Source organism: Chitinophaga oryziterrae (assembly GCF_009758125.1).
GTDB classification, from domain to species: domain Bacteria; phylum Bacteroidota; class Bacteroidia; order Chitinophagales; family Chitinophagaceae; genus Chitinophaga; species Chitinophaga oryziterrae.
This window is the reverse complement of the sequence record NZ_WRXO01000001.1, coordinates 1,013,100-1,038,791: the sequence shown is the minus strand read 5'-3', so window position 1 is coordinate 1,038,791 and position 25,692 is coordinate 1,013,100. Positions and strand designations below refer to the sequence as shown.

24 protein-coding genes are annotated in these 25,692 nt (G+C 42.7%); 11 read left to right on the top strand and 13 right to left on the bottom strand.

The window, feature by feature from the left end; translation table 11 throughout:
- Positions 1-136: 136 nt before the first annotated feature.
- Positions 137-616, top strand: a complete 480-nt coding sequence (locus tag GO495_RS04280) for a molybdopterin-dependent oxidoreductase (RefSeq protein ID WP_157298437.1) — start codon at positions 137-139, stop codon at positions 614-616.
- Here GO495_RS04280 and GO495_RS04275 read toward each other — a convergent pair whose 3' ends face one another.
- The 3 genes from GO495_RS04275 to GO495_RS04265 form a co-directional block, all read right to left on the bottom strand.
- Entirely contained in the window at positions 617-1,009 is a 393-nt protein-coding gene (locus GO495_RS04275) for a hypothetical protein (RefSeq protein WP_157298436.1), read from the bottom strand.
- A 441-nt stretch (positions 1,010-1,450) separates the two neighbouring features.
- Positions 1,451-2,413, bottom strand: a complete 963-nt coding sequence (locus tag GO495_RS04270; RefSeq protein WP_157298435.1) for an MBL fold metallo-hydrolase — start codon at positions 2,411-2,413, stop codon at positions 1,451-1,453.
- Positions 2,414-2,459: 46 nt separating this feature from the next.
- Positions 2,460-3,869: an RtcB family protein gene (locus tag GO495_RS04265; protein ID WP_157298434.1), complete on the bottom strand. Its 1,410-nt coding sequence runs from the start codon at positions 3,867-3,869 to the stop codon at positions 2,460-2,462.
- 133 nt (positions 3,870-4,002) lie between these two features.
- On the opposite strand from GO495_RS04265, the gene GO495_RS04260 reads away from it, so the two are divergent.
- From GO495_RS04260 to GO495_RS04240, 5 genes are all read left to right on the top strand, one after another.
- The gene (locus GO495_RS04260; RefSeq protein WP_157298433.1) at positions 4,003-4,632 is read left to right on the top strand and encodes a cytochrome b/b6 domain-containing protein; all 630 of its coding nucleotides are present in this window, start codon (positions 4,003-4,005) and stop codon (positions 4,630-4,632) included.
- Complete coding sequence (locus GO495_RS04255) at positions 4,629-5,408, top strand: molybdopterin-dependent oxidoreductase (RefSeq protein WP_157298432.1); 780 nt, start codon at positions 4,629-4,631, stop codon at positions 5,406-5,408. The genes GO495_RS04260 and GO495_RS04255 overlap by 4 nt, the downstream gene beginning before the upstream one ends.
- On the top strand, positions 5,405-6,097 hold the full coding sequence (locus GO495_RS04250; protein ID WP_157298431.1) for a response regulator transcription factor: 693 nt from the start codon (positions 5,405-5,407) through the stop codon (positions 6,095-6,097). The genes GO495_RS04255 and GO495_RS04250 overlap by 4 nt, the downstream gene beginning before the upstream one ends.
- A complete protein-coding gene (locus GO495_RS04245) occupies positions 6,094-7,566 on the top strand; it encodes a sensor histidine kinase (RefSeq protein ID WP_157298430.1) in 1,473 nt (490 codons plus the stop codon). The genes GO495_RS04250 and GO495_RS04245 overlap by 4 nt, the downstream gene beginning before the upstream one ends.
- Positions 7,567-7,691: 125 nt before the next feature.
- On the top strand, positions 7,692-8,024 hold the full coding sequence (locus GO495_RS04240) for a DUF6799 domain-containing protein (RefSeq protein WP_157298429.1): 333 nt from the start codon (positions 7,692-7,694) through the stop codon (positions 8,022-8,024).
- Between the two features lie 124 nt (positions 8,025-8,148).
- Here the strand turns inward: GO495_RS04240 and GO495_RS04235 are convergent, their stop codons facing one another.
- Positions 8,149-8,949, bottom strand: a complete 801-nt coding sequence (locus GO495_RS04235; protein WP_157298428.1) for an FkbM family methyltransferase — start codon at positions 8,947-8,949, stop codon at positions 8,149-8,151.
- Between the two features lie 3 nt (positions 8,950-8,952).
- Positions 8,953-9,858: a hypothetical protein gene (locus tag GO495_RS04230; protein ID WP_157298427.1), complete on the bottom strand. Its 906-nt coding sequence runs from the start codon at positions 9,856-9,858 to the stop codon at positions 8,953-8,955.
- Between the two features lie 325 nt (positions 9,859-10,183).
- Here GO495_RS04230 and GO495_RS04225 point away from each other — a divergent pair, with 325 nt between their 5' ends.
- From GO495_RS04225 to GO495_RS04205, 5 genes are read left to right on the top strand one after another with little or no spacing between them, the layout of a single operon-like run.
- Positions 10,184-11,362, top strand: a complete 1,179-nt coding sequence (locus tag GO495_RS04225; RefSeq protein WP_276611798.1) for an acyltransferase family protein — start codon at positions 10,184-10,186, stop codon at positions 11,360-11,362.
- A gap of 32 nt (positions 11,363-11,394) precedes the next feature.
- The gene (locus GO495_RS04220) at positions 11,395-12,165 is read left to right on the top strand and encodes a polysaccharide biosynthesis/export family protein (protein ID WP_157298425.1); all 771 of its coding nucleotides are present in this window, start codon (positions 11,395-11,397) and stop codon (positions 12,163-12,165) included.
- A 12-nt stretch (positions 12,166-12,177) separates the two neighbouring features.
- Positions 12,178-13,104: a Wzz/FepE/Etk N-terminal domain-containing protein gene (locus GO495_RS04215; protein WP_157298424.1), complete on the top strand. Its 927-nt coding sequence runs from the start codon at positions 12,178-12,180 to the stop codon at positions 13,102-13,104.
- Entirely contained in the window at positions 13,101-14,045 is a 945-nt protein-coding gene (locus GO495_RS04210) for an exopolysaccharide biosynthesis polyprenyl glycosylphosphotransferase (protein ID WP_157298423.1), read from the top strand. Before GO495_RS04215 ends, GO495_RS04210 begins: the two co-directional genes overlap by 4 nt.
- A gap of 9 nt (positions 14,046-14,054) precedes the next feature.
- Positions 14,055-15,269: a WcaI family glycosyltransferase gene (locus tag GO495_RS04205; protein WP_157298422.1), complete on the top strand. Its 1,215-nt coding sequence runs from the start codon at positions 14,055-14,057 to the stop codon at positions 15,267-15,269.
- Between the two features lie 166 nt (positions 15,270-15,435).
- Here GO495_RS04205 and GO495_RS04200 read toward each other — a convergent pair whose 3' ends face one another.
- The 8 genes from GO495_RS04200 to GO495_RS04165 form a co-directional block, all read right to left on the bottom strand.
- On the bottom strand, positions 15,436-16,383 hold the full coding sequence (locus GO495_RS04200; protein ID WP_157298421.1) for a hypothetical protein: 948 nt from the start codon (positions 16,381-16,383) through the stop codon (positions 15,436-15,438).
- A gap of 2 nt (positions 16,384-16,385) precedes the next feature.
- Positions 16,386-17,828 carry an MBOAT family O-acyltransferase gene (locus GO495_RS04195; protein WP_157298420.1) on the bottom strand — a complete coding sequence of 481 codons (1,443 nt, stop codon included), beginning with the start codon at positions 17,826-17,828 and terminating at the stop codon, positions 16,386-16,388.
- A 41-nt stretch (positions 17,829-17,869) separates the two neighbouring features.
- A complete protein-coding gene (locus tag GO495_RS04190) occupies positions 17,870-18,061 on the bottom strand; it encodes a hypothetical protein (RefSeq protein ID WP_157298419.1) in 192 nt (63 codons plus the stop codon).
- 485 nt (positions 18,062-18,546) lie between these two features.
- Positions 18,547-19,272 (bottom strand): hypothetical protein, encoded by a 726-nt coding sequence (locus tag GO495_RS04185; protein ID WP_157298418.1) that lies wholly within the window; start codon positions 19,270-19,272, stop codon positions 18,547-18,549.
- A gap of 505 nt (positions 19,273-19,777) precedes the next feature.
- Positions 19,778-22,405, bottom strand: coding sequence for a glycoside hydrolase family 2 protein (locus tag GO495_RS04180; protein WP_240915149.1), 2,628 nt, complete (start codon positions 22,403-22,405; stop codon positions 19,778-19,780).
- A 158-nt stretch (positions 22,406-22,563) separates the two neighbouring features.
- Positions 22,564-22,971 (bottom strand): hypothetical protein, encoded by a 408-nt coding sequence (locus tag GO495_RS04175; protein WP_157298417.1) that lies wholly within the window; start codon positions 22,969-22,971, stop codon positions 22,564-22,566.
- 85 nt (positions 22,972-23,056) lie between these two features.
- Entirely contained in the window at positions 23,057-24,331 is a 1,275-nt protein-coding gene (locus GO495_RS04170; protein WP_157298416.1) for a HEAT repeat domain-containing protein, read from the bottom strand.
- Positions 24,332-24,334: 3 nt separating this feature from the next.
- Positions 24,335-25,606 (bottom strand): Gfo/Idh/MocA family oxidoreductase, encoded by a 1,272-nt coding sequence (locus GO495_RS04165; RefSeq protein WP_157298415.1) that lies wholly within the window; start codon positions 25,604-25,606, stop codon positions 24,335-24,337.
- Between the last annotated feature and the right edge of the window lie 86 nt (positions 25,607-25,692).

Genomic DNA, 25,692 nt, shown 5'->3' with positions numbered 1-25,692 from the left:
ATCTGCACAAGCTCAATCAGCACTCTTTTATCAACTGACAATACTATACTTGTCTATCAACAAATTAAGTATATACAAAAAGCAACATTATTCCTTTTACCCTTTTTCGGCTACTTTTAGGACCAATAATATCTCTATGATTATAAAATATGGCTGCCTGGCTGTTATTGCCTGTTTTGCTTCACATACTTTACAGGCACAGGTAAAAGTGCAGGGAGAAGTAAAACATGCGTTACAATTAACCCCCGCTTATCTGGTAAAAATGACAAGAGTAACAGCCAGTGCTAATGACCATGATGGCAAAGCCCATAGTTACTCAGGTATAGCCGTATCGGAGATACTGGATAGTGCAGGCGTGACCACCGGTGCGCAGTTACGTGGTAAAAACCTCGCTAAGTATATGCTGGTGAAATGTGCAGACGGATACGAAGTAGTATTCTCTTTAGCAGAACTGGATAATAATTTTACAGACAGGGTAGTAATCTTAGCTGATTCGGTTGACGGTAAACCTTTACCTGAAGGAAAGGGGCCTTATAAATTAATAGTACCGGGAGAAAAGAAACCTGCGCGTAGTTGCTTCCAGGTAACAGATATTATCATTGGGGCAGCGAAATAATTAATCGCAGGAAGTGATCACTTTATAATCCTGGTAAGTTTTACCAGCGCCATATTCTGCATAGATAATGGCAGAGGTGGAAGTGCCTGCAGGGATATACGTTTTTGTAAGACCAATATGTGTTTCGTATTGTGCACCATCTGTAGTTGTAATAACAATCTTCATATTCACCAGTTTAGCTCCTTTGCTCACATCATAATCTTTTGAAGAAGTATTCTTTGCATCCATTGCAACGAATATGCTATGCGCACCCGCATAGTCAATAAACTCCGTTTGTGTTAATGTAATGTTGTCCGCAAAACAAGATCCCGGCATAGGGGATGTATCATCCTTTTTACAGGCAAATAATAACGTGATGGCAAATACGCTGTACAGAATAACTCTTGCTGGCATTTCTAATGTTACGTTTGGCAATTAACAATTGGCATTTTTAAAATAACTATGAATTACCTAATATTAAAAATTGTGCCAATAATAGCCAGAACTGTTTAGTATACTGAGTATCAGCACTCATGAAATTTGTAAGATTTCGGGAAAGTCCGATCCATGACAGCTACCGGAGACATATATTTAAATATATTAAAGTATTCAACTACTTTATATGATATATGAATTGAATACGTATATCTACGCATGAAAATACGCGTAACTACTCTTTCCTGTTCTATGGATGGGTTGTAATTTGCACACTCAATGGACAGGGATTTCATTTTCACAGGTTTCACTTCTACAAGAGTGGAACCTGTAAAATGAAATATTTATCGATTCGCGTTTTCATAACAAACATGATTTAGTGCATAATAAGAAGGATTAAAAAAAATGCCAATCAAAAGATCATAAGCTTTTCTTTATCCTGTCTATCAGAAATATCCCCACTCCTATAACTGCCAGTGCAGCCGCCGCCTGCAATATTATTCTCTTATTGTTCGCATTGGGTAAATATTCCACGCCACCGATGCCAGCCACTGCCGGATCATTTACATATCTGCCTGAAACAGGCACTGCATCCTTCTTAAAGTTTTCTGCTAAACTGTTTAATGCTTTCAGCTCTTTGCCTTCCATGGGTCGTCCGTGACCACAAGCTACCAGCAAAGGTTTTAACGCTGCCAGTGTTTTAACGGACCTTTCAGCAGCGAGCCAGTCGTAAGTAAAGTATTTAGGCGGACCAGACAAACGTTTCTCCTGCGTAAGAACTGAAAGCAATGATTCCTGGCGGGTAGTGACGAATGCATCTCCTGCCAGCAATACACCATCGCGTTCACGGTACAGGCTTATATGGCCCGGAGCATGCCCCGGAGTATGGATATATTTCCACTCATCTAAACCAGGTATATTCCCGTTTTCAGGTAATAAGAGTAATCTTCCTTCCAGGTCCAGCGGCTGACGCGGATAGAGAAAGGATAACCAGGAGAAAGCTCCGCCACCAACGGAAGGGTCTGGCGGAGGATAAGCAGAACGCCCGGAGAGATAAGGCGCTTCCAGATAATGTGCGTATACAGGAACATCCCATTCGTCGGACAATCTGATAACACTGCCGGTATGATCGAAATGTCCATGTGTAAGCACTATAGCGGAAGGTGTTACCTGTGGCCAGAAAAGTTGTTCAGCTACTCTTTTTATTTTTGCGGCAGTGGAATGAAAGCCGGTATCTACCAACACCCAGTTGTTAGCGGGTGGGTTATGTACAAGGTATACATTCACGACTTTGTCCTGTATACCCCATACACCCGGTGCCACATAAAACCATTCCTTACGGATACGTTGTCTTACTATTACTTGTGTCTGCTTATTTTTCATATGTCTCTGGAATTAACACAGTAAAGCATACAAAAGTGATACCGCTTTAATCTTCTTTACTTCCGTCATCTGCCATTCTCACGATACGTGGCTGAAACTTTGCCACAATATCCACCAGCTCCTGCTGGGCATCCATTACCACGTTGATATCTTTGTATGCCATTGGCGCTTCGTCCAGCCCTGCGCCTATCAGCGTCACCTTATTCTCTTTCAGTATCGCAGACATCTCCTGTTTTGTAATGTTGCTGATGGCTTTAGTACGGCTCATCAATCGGCCCGCCCCATGAGATGCCGAATTAATCGCATTTTCAAGCCCTTTTCCACGCACCAGGAACCCCGGTGCAGTCATAGAGCCCGGAATGATCCCCATCACCCCTTTCCCGGCCGGAGTAGCCCCTTTTCTATGTACGATCACCTCTTCTCCTCCCCATTTCTCTTTCCAGGCAAAATTGTGGTGATTTTCTACTTTGGCCAGCAGAGTACCCCCCATCGCTTTTGCCAGTTTCTGGTGGATAATATCATGGCAGGCAGAGGCGTAATCACCCGCCAGGTTCATGGCCAGCCAGTATTCCTGTCCGGCTTCAGAGTGCATGTCCAGGTAGGCCAGGTTCACAGCATGCTGTGGCAACTTACAGATTTCCTTTGCCAGTCGTGTATAATGCCCTGCAATCTGCGCTCCCATACCACGTGAACCGGAATGTGTCAATAATGCTACATAACTACCTTTGTCGATATTCAACACTTCATCACGCTCAGAGAATTCAATAATACCCCATTCCACGAAATGGTTTCCCCCACCGGAAGTACCGAGTTGTGAATAAGCTTTATCCTTTAACTGACTGATGAACTGAGTCATGTTGAAGGCGTCATTATCCAGCACGGCATGCTGGGCGCGTTCCTTCTTTAAAAACCCATGACCTGCACCAAATCGTGTATGGGCAATCAGCTCACGTTTATATTTGTCATGGTTCTCATCGAAATGTATTGCAGGAATATCGAAGATCGATAATGCCATACGACAACCGATGTCCACACCTACCCCATAAGGAATTACCGCATTATGTGTAGCCAGTACACCGCCGATCGGTAAACCATATCCCTGATGCGCATCAGGCATTAAAGCGCCAGCCCTTGAAACAGGCAATGCCATCGCAATTGCCATCTGCGCCTTTGCACCAGCGTCGATATTATCCTCACCATATATCGCAAACTTATCAGGCTGTTCTTTCAGCACAATTATATCAGCTACTTTTCTGTCTTCCAGGACCATATCACGCAGCTCACTCAGTTCACCATCATACACATCGTCCAACACTGCTGTCAGCATTGATATCACGGTATCACCGTCCATATCTTTCAGTAACTGTTCCGCTACTGATAATGCCTTTCCTAATATCTTTCCTTCCTTATATCCTGCAGACATTAAATCCTTTGCTGTTATTTTGTTCGTTTTCATGGTACAAATATGCAAGTGTATCTGCGCAGACTTTTTGCGCAGATATAAAATTGTTATACTTCTGTGAGATCTTTTTCCGTCAATTAACCTTACTTCGTTAAAAATCAGTACATTACTATATATAGATTGTCAAATGAAAACAATCAAAGAAAAGCATTCGTTAGCAATGCGCTGGTTCCACTGGATCAATTTTCCCCTTTTAACTATCATGATCTGGAGTGGTATACTTATTTACTGGGCCAGCCCCATGCTCCCCATCCTCTTCCCGGAATGGTTCTACAAGTTATTTAATATTCCTTTCCGCCTGGCAGAAGGGATGGCCTTTCACTTCCTGTTCATGTGGTTCTTTATCATTAACGGGGTGATGTATGTGTTATACACCCTTGTTTCCGGAGAATGGCGGGAACTCGTTCCTAACCGTCATTCCTTTAAAGAAGCCTGGCTGGTATTACTGCACGACCTCCACATCCGTAAAACCATTCCGCCGCAAAAAAAATACAATGCAGCACAACGCATTGCTTACAGCGCTATTATACTAATGGGCATAGGCTCATTCATAACAGGGCTCGCTATTTACAAACCAGTGCAGTTTAACTGGCTCTGCTGGTTATGCGGCGGATATTACGCGGCAAGAATAGAACACTTTCTTTTAACGATAGGTTACGTCTTGTTTTTTGTGATACATATCGTACAGGTCATCCTGGCCGGATGGAATAATTTCCGGTCAGTCATTTCGGGATTTGAAGTAACAGAACAGCCATGAAAATAAAGCACCTTTTCCGCAGGAAAACCCTGACTGTTGAGCAGAGGATCAAAAGACGCAACATCATCTCCTTTGCAGGGTTTGCAGTACTATATGCTGGTATTTACGGCTCATGGAGATGGCTGTACAATGCTCCGGAAGAAGTGGCAGGTATCACCGGTGGGGCCAGGAAACCCCTGAGGGCCGCGCTGAATAAAACAGAACTGGCTTTCAGAAAGGTCTTTGATCCTAAACATTTAGTAAAAACATACCCCGCTTCCATGGGGGCAAAAGAAGTAAGACAAAATGGCGACATAGGCATTGATACAGCGCCGGGACCCGACTGGGAACTGCTGGTCACAAAACAATCCGGCCAGGAACTGCACATCTCTCTCAATGATTTAAAAGCATTACCCAAAACAGATATTACCTTTGACTTTAAATGCATAGAAGGCTGGGAACAGATATCCCACTGGGCAGGTGTAAAGTTCAGCGACTTCATCATGCACTATCATCTGGAAGATCATGCAAAGATGCAATACGTAGGACTTTCCACCCCGGATGAAAACTACTATGTAGGTATCGATATGCCAAGTGCCATGCATCCGCAGACATTACTCTGTTATGAGATGAATGGACAGCCATTGCCCGTGGAAAACGGATACCCGTTGCGATTGATCATACCCGTGAAATATGGTGTGAAACACCTGAAAAGGATCGGGAGTATGGTATTCAGCAATGAACGTCCGCCTGATTACTGGGCAGAACAGGGCTATGACTATTATACAGGACTATGAAAAAAATTCTTTTAGTGGAAGATGATAAACAGATCTCAGAGATGCTGCATCTTCATTTTAATGCGCCCGCTTATCATCTTACTTCCTGCGAAAAAGGGAAACAGGCGGTTGTACTTGCTACTACAGAGAAATACGATCTGATCATTCTGGATATTATGCTACCCGATATCAGCGGGTGGGAAGTATTAAAACAACTAAGAATGAAAGAGTGTGGAACGCCTGTCATTATGCTTACTTCATTGGGAGAAGAAGCTGATAAAGTACAGGGACTTGAATTAGGTGCAGATGATTACATTACAAAACCATTCAGCATACTTGAATTAATGGCACGCACAAAAGCCCTGCTGCGCCGTACAGAACAAAGTAAACCGGAAGATCCTGATACTCCTGAAGAAATCCGCTTTAAAGATATTCATATTGATAAAGTAAAAAGAAAAGCAACTATCAGGAATGAACGTTTAGATCTTACACCTAAAGAATTTGACCTGCTTTACTTATTAGCAAGCAATCCCGGTAAATCATTCAGTCGCTTTGAATTACTGGAACTGATATGGGGCTTTGCCTTTGAAGGATATGAACACACCGTAACAGCACATATTAACAGGCTGCGTATTAAAATAGAACCAGACCTCAGCAAGCCGGAATATATCTTAACATCCTGGGGCATTGGTTACAGATTTTCAGAATGAAACAAAGACACTTCGGTATATTCAGACGGATTACCATTATGGTATTTACTTTAACAGCGGCCCTGGGTGCACTGTTTATTCTTATTACCTACCTGGCTGCCATGCACTTCTACCAGGCCAGTACACAGTTACTGAACAAAGATGTAGCTGCACATATTGCTACATTCACCTCTCCCTTCGAAGATAATGGCCTGAATAAACAGAAAGCTGATTCCGTTTTCCAGAATGCAATGGTGATCAGTCCCAGTGCAGAAGTGTATTTCCTGGATACCACCGGCACGGTGATGTATTTCCATGCTTCTCCCAAAGATATCAAACGCTGGCATATACCGCTGCGAAACATTCGCCGATATATTGCTTCCGGCGGCAGGTTGTATATCAAAAACGATGATCCGCGGGACCCTGACAATGAAAAGATATTCTCTGCCGCAGTGGTAAATGGCAAAACAGGGAAACTGGGTTATATCTACGTCATCTTTGGCAGCAGTGAGTATCGCAATGCGACGCAGATGTTGTACAAAAGTCATGTCGGCAATCTTGCTTTAGAAGCATTTATCTTTATCATCATCATATCTGCCGGCGCCGGATTTTTATATGTAAACAATTTACAAAAAAGATTTACCAAGATGATCCGTGTACTGGAAAGGTTCCAGAACGGCGACTTTGAAGCCAGGCTTCATATCAGTGAAAAAGACGAGATGGGAATGGTGGCGCAATCATTTAATAAGATGGCCGATCAGCTGGTGTATAATATCCATCGCCTTACCAATTCTGAACAGGAAAGGAAAAACCTCATCGTAAATATATCACATGATTTGCGTACTCCGTTATCTGTAGCGAGGGGGTACACAGAAACATTACTGATCAAGAGAGAAAGTAAAGAGATCAGTGAGCAGGAACAAACGGAATATATCAGTCTTATCATCACAAAGATCCAGCAGGTAGAGAATATGGTAAGGCAGTTGTTCGACCTGTCAAAAATGGAATCTGCTGCTTTCGAATTCCAGAAAGAGCCTTTCATTTTCTCTGAGGTATTGCAGGAACTGGTGAAAGCATTTGCATTAAGCGCTGCTGAAAAGCAGATACAGATTGAATGCATAAACGGTACAGATGCATCGTGGATTAATGCGGACATACGTTTAATGGAAAGAGTAATTCAGAACCTGGTGGTGAATGCAGTGAGTTATACGCCCAAAGAGGGTAAGATCCGTATCACGCTGGAGAGAACGGATGGGGAGCTGGTGTTTACGATCGAAAATGAAGGCCCTCCTTTACCCGATGATCTTATCCAATGGCTGAACGCGTCTGAAGAAAACAATACCGTTAAGAAGCCTTCCAAATCCACTATAGGGCTATCCATTGTAAAGCGGATCTTATATTTGCATCAGTACGCTTTTGAAGTTAAAAAAGAGAGTGGTTATGGAAACAGGTTTTCTTTTCATATGATGATTTATCAGTTTGCAGACTAAACAGTAAAACTTTTCCGGCATATAAAGTGTTATACTTCCGTGATATCTTTTCTATCGTAAGACCTTTAATTTGCATAGCATAACTGCTGATTCACAAACCTGTAATTCACACAAAAAATTAGATTATGAAAAAATTACTTATTCTTTCCACCGTATTTATTATGAGCGCCGGCGCTACTTTTGCACAGGATAAAATGGCCTCCAAGCAGGAGAACATGTCAAAGATGAACAAACCCATGAAGGATTGTGTGATAATGAAAGATGGTAAAATGTGGACGATGAAAGGTGGTAAAACAATGGAAATGACGCAGCCCGCGACCATGAGCAATGGAACTACTGTAATGGCAGACGGAACTGTTAAAACCAAAGAAGGTAAAACAATGATGATGAAAGAAGGAGACTGTATGTATATGAGTGGAAAAATGAAAAAGATGATGAAGAAAAAAGGTAGTATGTAATTTCCATAAATCATAAAAAATCCCGGCAGGAATATCCTGCCGGGATTTTTTATGATTAGTGATGTATGTCACGTAGAATGAAAAATTCAATCTACCAGGAGCCTGGTAGATTGACAGGATGCTGTTAACGTTTTATTGCGACTATATTCTGAAATGCGAATATTTCAAAGTCCAATATTTTATAAGCCCCTAATGGTAATAACCCATCCGGCAGTAATCTGTAAAAATCATATCCGGGCAGGGCATCAATAATATCCCTGAAGAAAGTCCTGGAGATCACGTTCATCTCATTGAACTCTATCTGTACTACATTTACCAGTCCTCTTTCAATCGTATCCTTTGCCCCTTTTAACACATTCAGTTCATGTCCTTCCGTATCTATTTTCAGCAAAGCTATTTTGGCTATTTTATTTTCTGCTACAAACTGGTCTATGGATACCAGGTCTATATTCACGGCTTCCGCTTCACTATTGCGTAAATCAGAGATCACCTCTTTATACATGCTGGCATGTTCAGAGCCTGTATTACCTGCATAGTCATAAATAACAGCAGTCGCAGATACCGCTCCTGCTCCCCGTTCCACCGGAATGAAATGATGTGCGGAGGCAGCCTGTTCCAGCTTTTTAAACGCAACAGGATTTGGCTCAAACGCAAAGATGGGAAGTAAGATGTTGTTTTCCCGCAACATAATCGCATAGTGCCCCACATTAGCGCCTACATCCAGGATAACCCCATCCTTAAACAGATTACGCGCCTTCATATATCTGATGAAGGCCCTTTCCCCGCTTACATGATCGTTTTCATAATTGTGAATACCGATGCCTGTCATGCTTAATTTATAGAACAACAGGTTCATACGATAGAGCGCCTTACGGGCAAACAGAAATACGTAAACCTTCTTTACTGTATTAGAGAGTGCATTCATATTTTACAATAACTCTGTGGTGTTAGAAGAAACATTAAATACAGGCAGCCCTTTTATGCATTCATAACGTGCAGCACCTGTCAGATGTGTGAGCTTACCTTTCCGATCTCTGCTTTCCCGGAAACGGGAGAGTACATATCCTTCTGCCGCAGTGAGCGACTTTAAACTTCCCAACCGTTCCTTTTTAACGAAATAAGCATTATTGCCTATGGAATTGGAACCGACGAAGGCATACCCTTTTTCATCCCCCAGCATACACAGCGACTGTATAGAGGCCCCGAAATACAGGTTGCTATGGTGGGCCTCCCCCCTTACGAAATCCTCCTTGTAAGGCACTGTAACAGGCCTTTCTGCCCCGAACACACTATTATATTCTATCACCACGATAGCAGGCTGCACCACTTCTATCGCTTTCCATATCCAGTAATCATTCCCGTCTATATCTATAGATAACAATCCTATTTCCCCGCTTATTCCCTGAGAACTTATCAGTTCATTAATATTCTCAGCGGTGATAAAAGAGGTCACTACTTTTAATTCATGCTGGTAATAAATATCATCTGTCTTAATAAAATCGGTGGCTTTTTTAGAACCATCGATAATCAGTCCGCACCAGTTATCATGTTTCAGCAGGAAACGGGTATTGGATTCTATATAATTTTCTACTCCAAATTCTATAAATGTTTTATCCTGTATATGTACTTTATTTATCAGATACTGAATAATACCATCATCTCCTGCCTGTGAAAACACTTTGAACTCGGCATCAGCCAGACTGTTTATATGTGAAAGTTCTTTGTTTTGTCTTGCCAGTAATGTTCCCAGTAATAAGATATCCGCTTGTTGTGTTTTTCTCAGATTATACAGATAATGGTATAAGATATTGGTTAATTTCTTTATACTTTTCATCAAATTTTCATATCGTTTTGAGGTTAAAAAATTTCTCCTCCCTTAAATACATAATAATATAATTATTGTTCATTTTTTAATTATTCATAACATATGAACATCCGGAGATCTCACCCGGATGGGGTAATAAGGCTTTTTTCCTTCAATTTTGTGCAAATGACAATTTTGATTTAACTTGCCCCCGTCTGAGAATGCTATAATCAATTTGATACTTAAAATAACTCCATATGTGTAGTGACTAACCATCACTACAGGGTTTCTGTTGTTTTATACGTACACCATTCCATGACACCGCTTTCATCAAGCCCCCCGGTATTTTTTCAGCCTGGATGTTATACGTGCTATTGCACCACTTATTGTTGTGCTGGCTCACTGGCAGTTTTTCTATTATACGAATGATTTTACGCTCGATTCCTCTCTGGAAAACCTGCATTTACCACTGTATCCTTACCTCGCCATGTTGTATAACCTGTCGCCTCTTGTGGTAGATCTCTTCTTCCTGTTATCCGGCTTTATCTTCTTCTGGTTTTACAGTGAAAAGATTGCCTCCCGGGAAACTTCATTCGGCAACTTCCTGTTATTCAGATTTACCCGCCTGTACCCTGTTCACTTCATGACATTGATAGTCCTGGTTGTTTTACAACCCATCGTGTATAATCTGAACGGGCATAATTTCATTGTTCATAACAACGATGCCTGGCATTTTCTTTTACACCTGTTCCTCATACAAACATGGGGATTTGAAAAAACACCTGCTTTAAACGGGTTTAACGGCCCTTCCTGGTCGGCTTCGGTAGAAGTGCTGCTATACCTGATATTCTTCCTGCTTTGCTGGTTAAAACTGCATAAGAACAAGGTAGTTATTGTTGGTATAGTGCTGTTTGCGCTGGTGGTGCAATATATCTATCCCATGATAGGACAAGGGATATATTCATTCTTCCTCGGTGCGCTCGTGTATCATATATACCACTGGGCCGCGCAGAAAAATTATCTGAAAAAGATAACCAATGTGGTGATAGGGCTCGCTATCCTGCTGTGGATATTCAGCCTCTCTGAATACGCTTTTTCGTTTATGAGGAATGGAGCTATGATCTTATTACAAAAATTCCTTCCCGCAAAAGATGCAGTAACCCATACAAGATTGTTTGACATAACCAGGAATGTATTTTTCCGTACCCTTATCAATCCGGTAACATTACTGATGATGGCCCTTGCAGAAACAACCTATGGCGGCCTGAAGCTAAAATGGATGATGACATTGGCGAATTCCAGTTTAGCCATGTACCTGCTCCATTTTCCATTAATGGTATTGTCCGTTATCGCGGTAGATTTCTTTGGCATCAGCCGGGACATATTCCACTCAACATTTACCTTATTATTCTTTTATGCAGTATTAATCCCGTCCAGTCTTATTATACACTATTATATAGAAGTACCCGTGCAGCAGAGACTAAGGAAAAAAGGGAGTAAAACTGCCCGGAAACCAATGGCTGCTGCCGCCTGACGTTGAACATTCAATCCCAATATACACTAAACATGATTCCTAAATTCTATCTTCTGTTATTCATCGTAAGCCTGTACCTGTTAGCCGGCTGCGCAAACACAAAAAGGTTAACGTACTTCAATGACATTGAAAAGGCAAACGGGGCAGCAACAGATAACAGGATACAATCGCTAAAGGTCCAGCCGGGCGATGTTCTGCAGATCACCATCACGACTATCGACAAAGACATCTCTATGATCCTGAACCCGGTGTCAATAGGCGGTACAACGGCCGCTTCGTCCAGTATGACAGATCAGGGTTACCTGGTAGACAGTACCGGATATGTAGGCCTGCCTATGATCGGTAAAGTATATGTAAAAGAAAAAACAACAACAGAGATCAATACGCTTGTTGCACAGCAGCTGGACAAAACGATCCGCAACGCTTTCGTATCTACCCGCATCGCTAATTTCAGGATATCTGTACTGGGAGATGTAGCCCGTCCAGGTTCTTTCAAAATACCTGCCGAAAGAGCTTCTGTTCTGGAGGCACTGAGTATGGCCGGTGATGTAAACAACACTGCTATCAGAGATGATATCATGATCATCAGGGAAACAGACGGCATTAAAAAGTATGTATCCCTGAACCTGAACGATAGTAAAGCCTTGTCATCCCCCTATTATTATCTGAACAATAACGATGTTGTTTATGTAAAACCGGGAAAGAACAAGGCATTTACCAATTCCACCTTTCCACAATTTTTACCGGCAGCTATAAGTGCGTTATCGCTTATCACTACCCTTATCATTGTTACTGTTAAATAGCGTTGCAAGCATATGAATAAGAACAATACGATCATCGATATGAATGATCTCTTCAAAAAAATCGCGTTCCACTGGCCATTATACTTAATTGTAGTCGCGGTTGCGGTGACAGGAGCCCTTTCATACCTCAGATATGCAAAACCAAGATATCTTTCCAGCGCTAAGTTATATCTGAAGGATGATGATAAGAAAGGCGGCGGCGAAGAAATGGATATGCTTAAATCACTCTCCCTTTTCAACAATGGCAAGAACATTGAGAATGAAATGGAAGTACTGAAATCTCCTATCCTGGTAGGAAAAGTAATACAGGATAATAATTTCAATATACGCTATTTCAAAAAAGGGACTGTAAGCAATGAAGAACTGTATGAACACAATCCGCTCAACCTGCACTTCCTCACCGATAGTTCACAAACCGGTAACTATACCCTTGATGTGACCCCCGAAAACGGATTGCTGAAAATAAAAAGTGTAGATGACGCATCTGCCACACCCTTTACTATACATGCAGGAGAACCGTTTACCATACGCAAAGACCGTTTCAGTATCTCTTACGATCCTGTTACTGCAGAACAGAATGTTGCGTTCCGTATACGGATAGACTCTATTCCGCAATTGGCTTACGAGAAGATTGAAGATATAGGTACTGCACTGGTGAACAGGGATGCCACCGTAATAGTGGTTACCTACGAAGACCGTGTAGCTAAAAGAACGGCACACTTCCTCAACGCCTTGCTGGATACCTACAATGAATATACACTGGACGATAAAAACAGGGTTGCCCTTAAAACGATCCGTTTCTTAACAGTACGTATAGATTCCCTGAAAGACGAACTGGGATTCCTGGAAAGACAGGAAGAAAGTTTTAAAGTAAAAAGAGGGATCACAGATATTGAGGGTAACTCCAAGCTTGCCCTGGAACAGGAGAAACAGGCATGAACTTTTATCATACTATCCGTAACAACAATCAGTATGGGTATAATTGCGTGGGCTTTGTGGATGACCAGACCAATGGCCTGATCAATGGTCAGTACCTGGGTAAACTATCTGAACTTACCAGTATACTGGAAGCAAATGAGATAGATGATGTAGTGGTAGCTTTACCCGGAAAGTCGAAAGAACAAACACAGAAGATCATTGACCAGAGTGAAAGGGCCGCTAAAAGGGTAAGGATCATTGCGGACTGTCATCAGTACTGTACACCTTCCGTAAGCATGAATGTGTATGGCAACGTACCACTGGTAAACATACGTTCATGCCCGTTAGACGATACCGGTAATCAGCGTATTAAACGTATGCTGGACATCTGCTTTTCACTGTTTATGTTTATTGTCTTTGGCTGGTTGTTTTTACTGATTGCGGCTGTTATCAAACTAACCTCTAAAGGCCCTGTGTTATTTAAACAGGAAAGATGGGGCCTGAAAAACAAGAAGATCACCTGTTATAAGTTCCGTTCTATGGTAGTGCAGACAAGTGAAGTAGATAGTAACGGGCAATTTCTGCAGGCAACAAAGAATGACAGCCGGGTTACACCTATTGGCCGTTTCCTGCGCAAAACAAATCTCGACGAATTACCACAGTTCATCAATGTATTAAGAGGAGAAATGTCTTTTGTAGGGCCAAGACCCCACGCGACTCCTTTACACATTGAATCCAGGGAGACAGTGGAGCATTATATGCTGCGGCAGATGGTGAAACCCGGTATTACAGGATGGGCACAGGTGAATGGCTGCCGGGGAGAAACCCGTCAGAACGGGCAGATGAAAAAACGTGTAGACATGGACATCTGGTACATTGAGAACTACAGTTTCTGGTTAGACTGCCAGATCATTTTCCAGACAATAATGAACATGATTAAAGGAGATAAAAACGCTTACTGATAACAGCATATGCCCCGACGATTATTACTAATAGGCGTGAACTATGCACCTGAGCCTACAGGGATTGGTAAATACAGTGGAGAAATGATCAGATGGCTGGCCGATAACGGATATGAATGCACTGTCATTACAGCTTATCCTTATTATCCCCAGTGGAAAGTACAGGAACCATATGTTAAAAACAGGCATTGGTATAAAAAAGAAGCAGAAGGAAATATCACAGTTTATCGCTGTCCGCAATATATACCGGCAGATCCTTCCGGCAGGAAGCGGATTATGATGGATTTTACTTTCCTGTTGTCTGCCTTCTTTAAATTATTGCAGTTATTATTTGTAAAGAAATTCGATGTGGTCATGACCGTAGTCCCCCCTTTCCATCTTGGATTACTGGGGGTACTCTATAAAAAGGTCCGTGGAGCAAAGCTGTTCTACCATATACAGGATTTACAGATTGAAGCCGCCAGGGACCTGGGCTTGATACACGCAGCTTCCTTTATCCGGCTGTTGTTCAGGATAGAGCGGTACATCATGAAACAGGCAGATGTGATCAGCAGTATTTCTGAGGGGATGATCCGTAAGATACAGCAGAAAACAGGAAGGGAAATCGTACTGTTTCCTAACTGGGTGGATGTTTCCTTGTTTTACCCGCTGGATAACAGAGACTCTCTGAAAACGGAGTATGGGTTTAAGCTGACGGATAAGGTGGTGTTGTATTCCGGTGCAATAGGTGAGAAACAGGGACTGGAAGCTATCCTGCATACTGCAGCCGGACTGAAAGACATTCAGTTTTTAATCTGTGGCTCAGGGCCTTATAAGGAAAAACTGATTACAATGGCCAGGGAGCAGGACTTGCAGAACGTGATCTTTTTCCCATTGCAGCCATTTGAGCGTTTTAATCATTTCCTGAACATGGCAGATGTTCACCTGGTGATCCAGAAAGCGAATGCAGGGGACCTGGTGATGCCGTCCAAACTTACTACCATTATGGCAGTAGGCGGGCTTGCACTGATTACGGCCAACAGCGATACCAGTTTATATGAGGTAGTGAGTGAGCGGAATATAGGGATACTGGTAGCCGCTGAAGACCAGCTGGCGTTGAATGAAGGTATCCGCTCGGCCGTACATAAAGAGCCAGGGCACATCACCGGGAATGCCCGGGAATATGCCCTGAATTATCTTGCAATAGATAAAATAATGGTACGGTTTGAGGCGAGCCTACGGTAACGTCATATTAATACGTCCCACTGTGTGGCAGTGGATGTGAATGTCAGTGAATGTAATCTTAGTACCACTAACTTTTTCTTCAATACAGATATCACAGGCACAAATTTTGTTGACGCAGAGAATTATCTTATAGATCCGAAGACAAATAAGATTAAGAATGCAAAATTCAATCTACCGGGCGCGTTGTCGTTCCTGAGTGCGTTGGATATTGTAATAGTAGATTGATTAGTCTATCTGTTCTTGCTTCTCTTCCGTCTTTATCTAAATGATAAACAGTATCGTAAAACAATGTGTCATCAAACACCATTCCTTCCGGTGTACCTAGTATAGGGATTTTTAATTCTCTTTTTAAATCAGCGTAATATCTGTCAAAAATATCCTTGTTCCTCTCGAAATCTGAGCGCGGGAATGGAGGAAAAACAAGATATACTTCTGCACCTACACTATCCATCCTTTGTTTGAAGCGGTTCAAAGTAGCTATTTCTTCGTAGTGCCTGTACTCCAGTCGTCCGTAATGTCCGTAAACAGGTTTTTTATACGTAAGATATCCAACTGCATCGCCGAATTTATTGATAGTACGGGAGTGAACATAGATATTACTGGATCTTTTAACAGGTGTTAGGATCCTGTTTTGCACGGATTCAATATTGATCTTGACATCATTGATCCATTTAGTATAAAAAGGCTCTTTTACATGCAGATATGCCGACGCAGACGGATAATATTTCAATATATCTTCTTCCGCACTACACTTCGATGTAAGAAAGTATTCTATACTTAAAACAACTTTATCATTTGCATGTATTCTTCCTTCCAGTTCATTCAGCATAAAATCCAAACCGAATCCGGCGAATAATCCCATATTAACTACATTCATATTCAGCTCACGGGAGATCCGCTCTGAGTTCATACCATAGAAGGCATTAGAGCCTCCTGTTATAATGAGTTTAGGGGAAGGTAAACTATCCAACCTCGCATGTTTATCTATCAATGCGGCGGTAGGATTATCAATATATCTCAATTTGTCTCCACCTATCTTAATAAATACTAAAGGCAGCAATAAAAGGATGAGTATGATGAAAAATAATAAAAGCCGTGTAAGAAATTTATTCATTGTCAGAATTGAAAGTATATAAATGCCTGTGGTTTACCTGAAGAAACAATAATTGCAAATACAATCAGATAATAAGCTGTCCATCTTAAAAATACATTCCCACTGAATATTTTTGCTATCGCAAACTCCCGTTCCCTGCCGCGCCATTCTACTAACAAAAATATCCCCACAAGTAACAATACTAATATAGAAGAGAATCTCCCGTTATAATAAGGTACAGACAGTAATGAATGGGAGAATATAGCATGCACATACGTAAATGCCTGGTGCAGGTTTTCTGACCGGAAGAAGATCCAGGCAAATACAGTAAGAGCGAACGTGGTACTTATCTGTATAACTTCCTTGAATGAAGGTAAACGCCTGCCCTGGGCCACAATACCCAGGTAATTCCTGTTTGTATTAAAGATGATGGAAGGCATAATATAAATAGCATTTAGTAATCCCCAGAAGATGAATGTCCAGTTAGCTCCATGCCAGAAGCCGCTTACCAGGAAGATGATAAAGGTGTTACGGATCTTCATCCAAACTCCAACCTTACTACCGCCTAGAGGAATGTAGAGATAATCCCTGAACCAGCTGGATAAAGAGATATGCCATCTTCTCCAAAACTCTGCAATATCTCTGGAGAAATAAGGGAATGCGAAATTGCGTAATAGCTCTATTCCAAATAAGCGCGCTGTACCTTGCGCAATATCAGAGTACCCGGAGAAATCACAATAGATCTGGAAGGTGAAAAATATTGCACCCATAACAACCGTACTTCCACCTACAGGTATATGACTATTAAATATGGTATTCGCATATTCTGCGCAGTTATCTGCGATTACGATCTTTTTAAATAATCCCCATAATATCTGTCGTAAGCCCGCAATCGCCTGTCCATACTCAAATGTTCTGGGCTGCTGTATCTGGGGTAACAGGTGCGTAGCCCTTTCTATTGGTCCGGCAACAAGTAAGGGAAAGAAGCTCACAAACACAGCATAATCAGTAAAGTTCCTTACAGGTTGTATCCTGTTCTTATAGATATCTATCACATATGATAACCCGTGAAAAGTATAAAAGGATATCCCTACCGGTAATATCACATTTAACGTCCAGGGGTGGGTACTGATACCTAATAAAGAGAGTCCTTCTGCAAAAGAAGAGACGAAGAAATTATAATACTTAAATACGCCCAGGAAGCCCACGTTAATGAGTACACTTAATAAGAACCAGGCCTTTTTACTTTTAGGGCTACCTGCATCGAACATCTTTATCCCGGTGAAATAATCCAGGAAAGTAGAGAAGATGAGCAGGAATAAAAATTTATAACTCCAGCAGGAGTAAAAAAAATAACTAGCCACTAAGAGGACGATATTCTGTATTTTCAAATCTTTTTTTACCAGCCAGTAAAAAGCAAATACAATGGGAAGGAATATGGCAAAGCTGATGGAACTAAAAAGCATCTTTACGTTTTATTATTACAATATTCTTAAATACGAATATTTTAAAGTCGGTATTTTATTTTATAAGCCCCCAATGGCAATAAGCCATCTGGTAACAATCTACAAAAATCATATCCAGGCATCATATCAATAACATCCCTGAACAAAGTTCTGGAGATCACATTTATTTCATTGAATTCTATCGCTATTACATTTACCAGGCCTCTTTCAATGGTATCTTTTACTCTTTTCACCTCATGGCGTTAATAGTTCTGGTTGTTTTACAACCCATCACGTATAATCTGAACGGGCTAAATTTCATTGTTCATAACAACGGATCAAGTTGAATTGTTTTGGGAAATGATAAAAAAAAATTGCAACTCATTAAGAAATAACAGTTTTGGAGCAGACCTATCGACAGTTAATAGAACTTCTACTTCCTCAGGGACTTTTAGCGTATTTTAACCTTGTTAAAACAATGCAATCCTCCAATGGGCTTCATATTTATCTGAAAGAAATAAACTAACCTCCTGTCGGGTATAACAACAGAAGCTACATTCAAAAGGGGTTACACTGAGATCCGGATACAGGATTTTCCGATCAGAAAAAACAAAGTGACACATTAAATCCTCCAACAAAAGGTATCCATAAAGAGCCAGGGCACATCACCGGGAATGCCCGGGAATATGCCCTGAATTATCTTGCAATAGATAAAATAATGGTACGGTTTGAGGCGAGCCTACGGTAACGTCATATTAATACGTCCCACGGAACTGCCATTCGAAGAAGTAAAGGCTAGGTTACAGAAACTGACGGTAATTGAACCTCCATCTACAGATACATACACACTACCGGAGTTAGGGGTCCATGCACCGGTGGTGGTGGTAGTAATAGTAGCCTTTGCATAACCGGTTGCCAGTGTACCACTGGACGGCTGTATAGTATACACGCCTTCTGATGGAGGCTGTGTACCTGCAAATTCCACCACTACACCAGCATTGGTACTGATGCCTTCTATCTTATAAGTATTGCTGCTGGTAACGGAACCGTTTATACTACGTAAAGACATATAGGTAACTCCATCCAGCTGGGCAGTGTTGCTATCCAGTCCGCAGGGAGCCCATGGCCCAACCACTGTAATTCCTGTTACAGAGTCTGTATAGGTACAACCACCGGCAGTTTTGATTTCTACCACGTAGTACTTATTCTTTCCCTTTGTAGGATGTATAATAGTTGGATTCTGCTGCGTGGAGGTAAATCCGTCAGAGCCTGTCCATCTATATGTATTACTCGGTTCCACACCGAAAATAGATAGCCTGAGCGTATCATTCTGGCCTATTGGGGCGTTTGATGATACAGTTGGGTTTACGATATCAGTACATCCTGAACCTTTACCGCCGCCGCAACCGGCCAGTAAACCCGTTATTAAAGTAAGAAATGCTAAGAGTGTAAATTTATGCTGCATCGTCTAGTATTCGTAAATTCTTAATTTTTTGTTCAATCCTCACAGGCAAACATTATTATGTAAGCGTCCACGGCCGCGGTAGCGTATAAGTTATCACACCCGCGGCAGGTGATAATCTTTTCATGAACTGACAATCCTTTATATTCCCCGTTTCACAAAAAACAGGATAGCACGTCTCTCTAAACGTGTAAATAAATCGCAATCTTGGCATAAAATCTAGGTATAGGCAATAAACACACTATAAATATAGCAAATAGTTTATTTATTATGATTTTTTTCAATGGAATATCTTACTCATAGTAGTACAACCTTCGTTGGATAAAATCGATTAACTAATTGTTATTTAAATACTTACAGAATCAAATAAAAATTTAATTAACAATAATTTTCCTGGCGAAAGTACTCAAAAATGGAAGTAGAAATGGTTTTTGGGTGCAAAACTGGCAGATATAGAAACAGCCATAAGAAAATTCTTATGGCTGTTAAGTATTGTATATATTTTGTATTAATTTATACTGATATATTGCTCGGGTACATTCCAACCGTATACAGAAACAGCTGCATTTCCGCTTTTGCCTACCATATCGCCACTGATAGTCACGATCTTTTCTTCTCCGGGTAATACCGATACATAGTTATCATTATAGAATACGGGGAGGATACGCTTCTTTGTCTGGGCATCCACAAGAGATACGCGGTTAAAGAAGGCTACCGGTCCGTTCGCAGGATTGCTGATTTTCACAGCGATACTGTCTGTACCTGCCTTGTGGGCGGTGATCTGTACCTTAGCGGCTTCCATCTTCTGCAAACCGGAATAATTACCCTTTGCATCCGGGAACCAGTACAGATTATCGGATATAACCTGTTGGTTCTTATCTCTTAACCTCACAGACAGGAACATGCCTTCTTTGCTGCCTAGTCCTTCTATTGCTGATTTCACAGACAGGTATTTCTGTACTGTTTTAGGACTGATCTCTGTAAATACCTGGGTAATCAGGCTGTCTTTACCAGCCATATTATAGGCTTTCAGTTCCAGCATTACATCGGTATAATATTTAAAGGTATTATTTACGGAGTAAATGGAGCCATCTGTAGGGTTACACATTGCATGCAGAGGTGCACTGCCATTATGCAGACCATAGAGGCAGGCATTCGGATCCAGGTAGTAATCGTACATCTGTCCGCGCAGAGCTGTCCATGGGTTCTGGGTTTTCCAGATAATTACACCGGTGTACCAGTCCCACATATGAGCACTGAAGCCTTCCATCAGGCCACGGTACTGGTCGTAATTCACCAGTTGAGCCTTATTGGCGAAGTCTCTTATGTCTTTTGGCTTGCCATATGGGTCCAGGTGGTCGAAGTAAGGGATATATTTATGGTAATCCCATACGGAATCCACTCCGTTGGGCGTATTCACAGGAGCTACCATATTTTCTTCAGGCATAAAGCGTTCCAGTGATTCGTAATCCCCTACACCTACGGAACCCACTTCAGAGTTGAAGGGGAAAGTACGTTCGTTCCAGAAAACGGAGAGCGGCTGTATATTATAAGGACCATCGCCGTTACCTCCCAGGGAGTTGTAAGACATGCTGTCCGTGTTGGAATAATGGAAGAAGAAGCGGGTACCGTCCAGTTTAGGAATGATGGAATCTCTCATGACCGACAGTATATCTTCCGGAGGAGTGATTTCATTACCACCACACCAGAAGGCCAGTGATGCATAGTTACGTAGCATCTTCACCTGATCAATTACGGAAGTGATGAACAGGCTGTGATCATCAGGATACTGGCGTCTTGTCCACTGGCTTTCCTTTTTCATTGGATCTACCCAGCGGCCGTTGCAGTCGCCGGACATCCAGAAGTCCTGGAATACCAGCAGGCCATATTTATCGCAGGCCTCATAGAACTCCGGTCTTTCCGTTAAGCTCCCGCCCCATATGCGGATCAGGTTCAGGTTCATATCCCTGTGGAAGCGGATTTCTGCATCGTAACGTTCTTTGCTGAAGCGGAACATAGCATCTGAAGTGATCCAGTTACCACCTTTGATAAAGATTTTTTGTCCGTTTACAGCCACTTCGCGGCTGTTGGTATGTGCATTCCAGTAGGTCTGGATTTCACGTACACCAAATTCCACATCTTCGGTATCTTCTGCTTTCGTGGTGTTGAAAGATAACTTCAGCTGGTATAGGTTCTGCGGGCCATAACCGGCAGGCCACCACAGCGCAGGTTGTTTCAGTTCCAGATCGGGCAGCTGTACTTCTACAGTAGCGTGAGGCGCAATCGTTACTTTTTTGCTGATGGTGTTCCCGGCCAGTTTATAACTAACTGTACCGGCGATACTTTTAGCGGTAGCGTTTTCCAGTTCCGTAGAAACCAGGATGGTAGCAGGAGCCTGCACTTTGGTATCCGGCAGTCTTACGCCAGGGACCCTTGTAACGATATGCGGGTTTTTGATCCGTACGGCGCCCGTTCTTTCGATGGTCACTTTATCCCAGATACCGGTGTTACGGTCGCGCATAGGCTGAATCCAGTCCCAACCGGCAGTGTATTGAGGGCCTACGTTTTTGGCGATAGTACCATCACCGCCTTGTCCGCCATTGGGATTACCCAGGATAGCGGAAGGATATACGATGACAGCCAGGCGGTTGTGACCGTCTTTAGCCAGCCATGGTGTAATGTTATAAGAGAAGCGCAGGTAAGTACCGAAGTGGGTGGTGGCGTTTAAGCGGTGACCGTTCAGGTAAATATCACAGCCGTCGTTTACACCTCTGAAATGCAGCCATACCTGACCATCCGCAGCAGGTTGTGCTTCTGTAAAGTCTTTTACGAACCAGTAGGTATAATGATCACGTCCGATATGATAGATATCCGGTATGCGCATGTTGTTCATACCATAAAACGGATCAGGTACCAGCTTGTTATTGAGCAGTGTAGTAAGCACGGTACCCGGTACGGTGGCAGGTAACCAGCCGGTAAGCTTGTAGGAAGGCACTGAGAGCGCCTCTCCTTTTACTGTGACACCGGAAATGTTACTACATTCCCATCCGCTGTTCAGTTCATACTGACTTTGTGCAGCTAATTCTAAAAAAGGTAATAACAGGAAGAAAGTAATCTTCAGCATTCTCCGAACCATAGATACATAAAATTTATAGGCAGACCTGTTGCCTTGTTCACTGATGAGACAAAAGTATATGTTGAAAAATCAAAATCAAAGATGGTGCGGTAAATTACATAAAAAAAGGGGTATAAGTGAACCTCCACTTATACCCCTTTACCTATTTATTATATGATTTATGCCGGGTCTGATTCCACCAGCACTATCTTCACGAATATGTCCTGGTTGGGAGGATTTACCTGAGCACCGTCTGCACCCTGTATGTCTATTGAAATGGAACCTACGGAATGAGTTACTTCCAGCGTAGTACCGTCCAGTACATCCGGGATAGCTTCATAGATTTTGCCATCAAAAGAGAAATAAACGAGTACCCCATTGGTCTGGTATACGCGGTCATCTATTTCTGGCATGCTGATCGTTACGTAGTAAGTGTTCTTAGTATTGTCTACTTTCCATGCACTTGCAGGAATCGTAGTGGTAATCGTACGGTTAGGTACTACTACCTGTTGAACAATTGTCTCTTTCTTACAGCTGGAAAATAATACGCCCATTAGCAACAGTGGCAGGAGCAGAAATGACTTCATAATGAGAACTTATTGATAGTTATAGAATATAAGCGCGATTCACGTTATGTTAAACATTCTATAAATATCAAAATGAATGCCATGATTATCTGATAGTCTGTTCCGTTGGATTTCTGATAGCTAAAACTTCTTTTAAAGCCGCTTGTGCCAAAGGTGGCTGGAAGGGCATTGAAGCCGTGATCCTGTCGACTACGTCCACACCCCGGATGCTGAGCAGTACGTCCCGGATAGCATTGACAGACACCGTATCCGCTGTTTTCATCGTGTACAGTAGTGCCGGCACCATTTCTACATTGCCCAGGGCCCCTACTGCATTTATAGCCGCCAACTTCACCCGCGGGTCCTTATCGGAAAGGGAGTTTTTTATCAGACGGGCCCCCGCTGTTTGTTTGCTGACGCCTAACATCGTTATTACGCCTGCTTTCACCGCTCCTTCCGAAAGTTCTGCTTTGCGCACCCACTGCTCTGCATTGTCACCGGTAATATTTCTGCCTGCCAGCTGGAAAGCTGCTGCGCGGTATTGCGGCACAGTATCATCCACGGCTTTCATCAGGATGAATATTGCCTCTGCACTACGGGTCTGTACGAGCAGTTCCAGGGCTGCACTGCGAATGTAAGGCGAGTGACTTTTTTTAAGCAGCTTCTCTGAAGCTGCTGCGGCTGGCCCTATGGGCCAGTTCAATGCCAGTCTTTTTGTATAGAGTATATAGGCAGCGGTAGCTTGTGTACTATCAGTATTGAATTGACTCTTTTCTGCCGCAGCTGCCAGGATGGGCTCACTATCTTCATCGCCTATATTAGCCAATGCCAGTAATGCCGTTCTTTTTATCAGCGGATCATTTGAAGCAGTAAGCGCCGTGATTTCATCTAAAGCGCCCAGGTAGTGCATTTCCCCCAGCGCGGCTATTAAAGTGATCCGGTTATTACCGGTCGCTTTTTTCAATGCTGCCAGTAAAGCCACTTTAGCACCAGGACTGTTGATTTGTACCAAAGCCCTTGTAGCCGGATCGCAGAGGCGTTTGCTGCTTAAGTATAATTTAAGTGCCGGCACCGCTTTGCTGTCTCCACAGATTTGTAATAATGAGATAATGAAGGCTTTGTTTTCCGGGCCCTTAACTATTGGCAATGCCTTGCAAAACGCGCGGGAAGCAGTTTTACGCATCTCTTCCTTATTCGCATCGGTAACCCCGTATGCATAACCGGAAAGGGTATACTGTAAGCTGGTATTATCCCCCTGCCCTACCGGCCTTAACTTAGCTGCGAGCGCCAGGATTTTTGCTTCCAGACCCGTAACAGGTAGTGTTTGCGCCTTCGCAGGTAAACCGGTACAAGTCAATATTATCAGAAGTATCTTTTTCATGTTTTAATATAAGTTCCAGGGAGCCCTCATTGGCGGGTCTATCAATTCATTCGCCCCATCATCGTATATGAATACCTGTTTTACAGGGTCAAATTGCAGGGAGCGTCCCAGTTGTAAGGCAATTTTCGCCATATTCACCAGTGTACAGGAGCGGTGTCCGTTCATTTCATTGAGCGCAAATTGCTTACGTTGCCTTACAGCTGCTGTAAAATCTGTGAGTTGCGGCAGCGGCTCCGGATAGATCGCCAGTTTCTTTTCCAGGTCAGGGATATCTGATTTAAAACCGGGATATAGTTTACCCAGCGGACCTTCAATGTAAGCCGCCTTTTCATCAGTGCCTTCTCCATCTAATATAATCTGGCAACCGTCCTCGTAGGTATAGGTAATCCTTCTCCAGGTACCTACAGCATCAGGATGTTGCTGAGGAGCGTCTATTTCCACAGAAACGGGGCTGGTATTGTCTTTACCAAGGATATATTGCACAGGGTCCAGATAATGCTGGCCCATATCCCCCAGCCCCCCGCCATCATAATCCCAGTAACCCCGGAAGGTCTGGTGGACGCGATGTGGATGATAGGGTTTATATGGCGCAGGTCCCAGCCAGCGGTCGTAGTTAAGATCAGCAGGAACTGGCATGACAGGCAGGTTGGTTTTGCCTGTCCAGTTGAATTTCCAGTCGAACCCGGTGGTTTTACCTACGGTCACTTTTAACGGCCATCCCAATAATCCACTGTTTACCAGTTTCTTCACTGGTTTTACAGGTGTATTTAATCCATAGAAATTATCTTCGAAACGAAACCAGGTATTTAACCGGAAGATACGGCCATACTGTTGTATAGCTTCTATCACCCTTTTGCCTTCGCCAATCGTGCGGGTCATGGGTTTCTCGCACCAGATATCCTTGCCGGCAGCAGCTGCATGGGCCGCGATCAGGCCATGCCAGTGGGGCGGAGTGGCAATATGTACAATATCTACTTCCGGCAGTTGTATCACTTCCCGGTAATCATCAAAAGTTTTAACCCCGCTGTCCAGCATTTCCTTTGCCTGTTGCAAATGCCCACGGTCTACGTCGCAAATAGCCACTACACGGGTTCCCCCGTAGGCGAAATGATTCCGGCCCATCTCTCCTGTCCCTATCACGGCTTTTGTCAGCTGATCGCTGGGAGCCAGGTAACCCCGGCCCAGTACGTGCCTGGGTACGATGGTAAAGGCGGCGACCGCACCTGCCGTATTCCTGATGAATGTGCGCCTGGAATGATTCTTTTTCTGCTCCATGGTTTGTCTGAAAAGTACAAGATATGAAAATCATTTCGCAAGTGTATACTGAAGGGATTTTGCAGTTTTTATTATTATATTCGTTC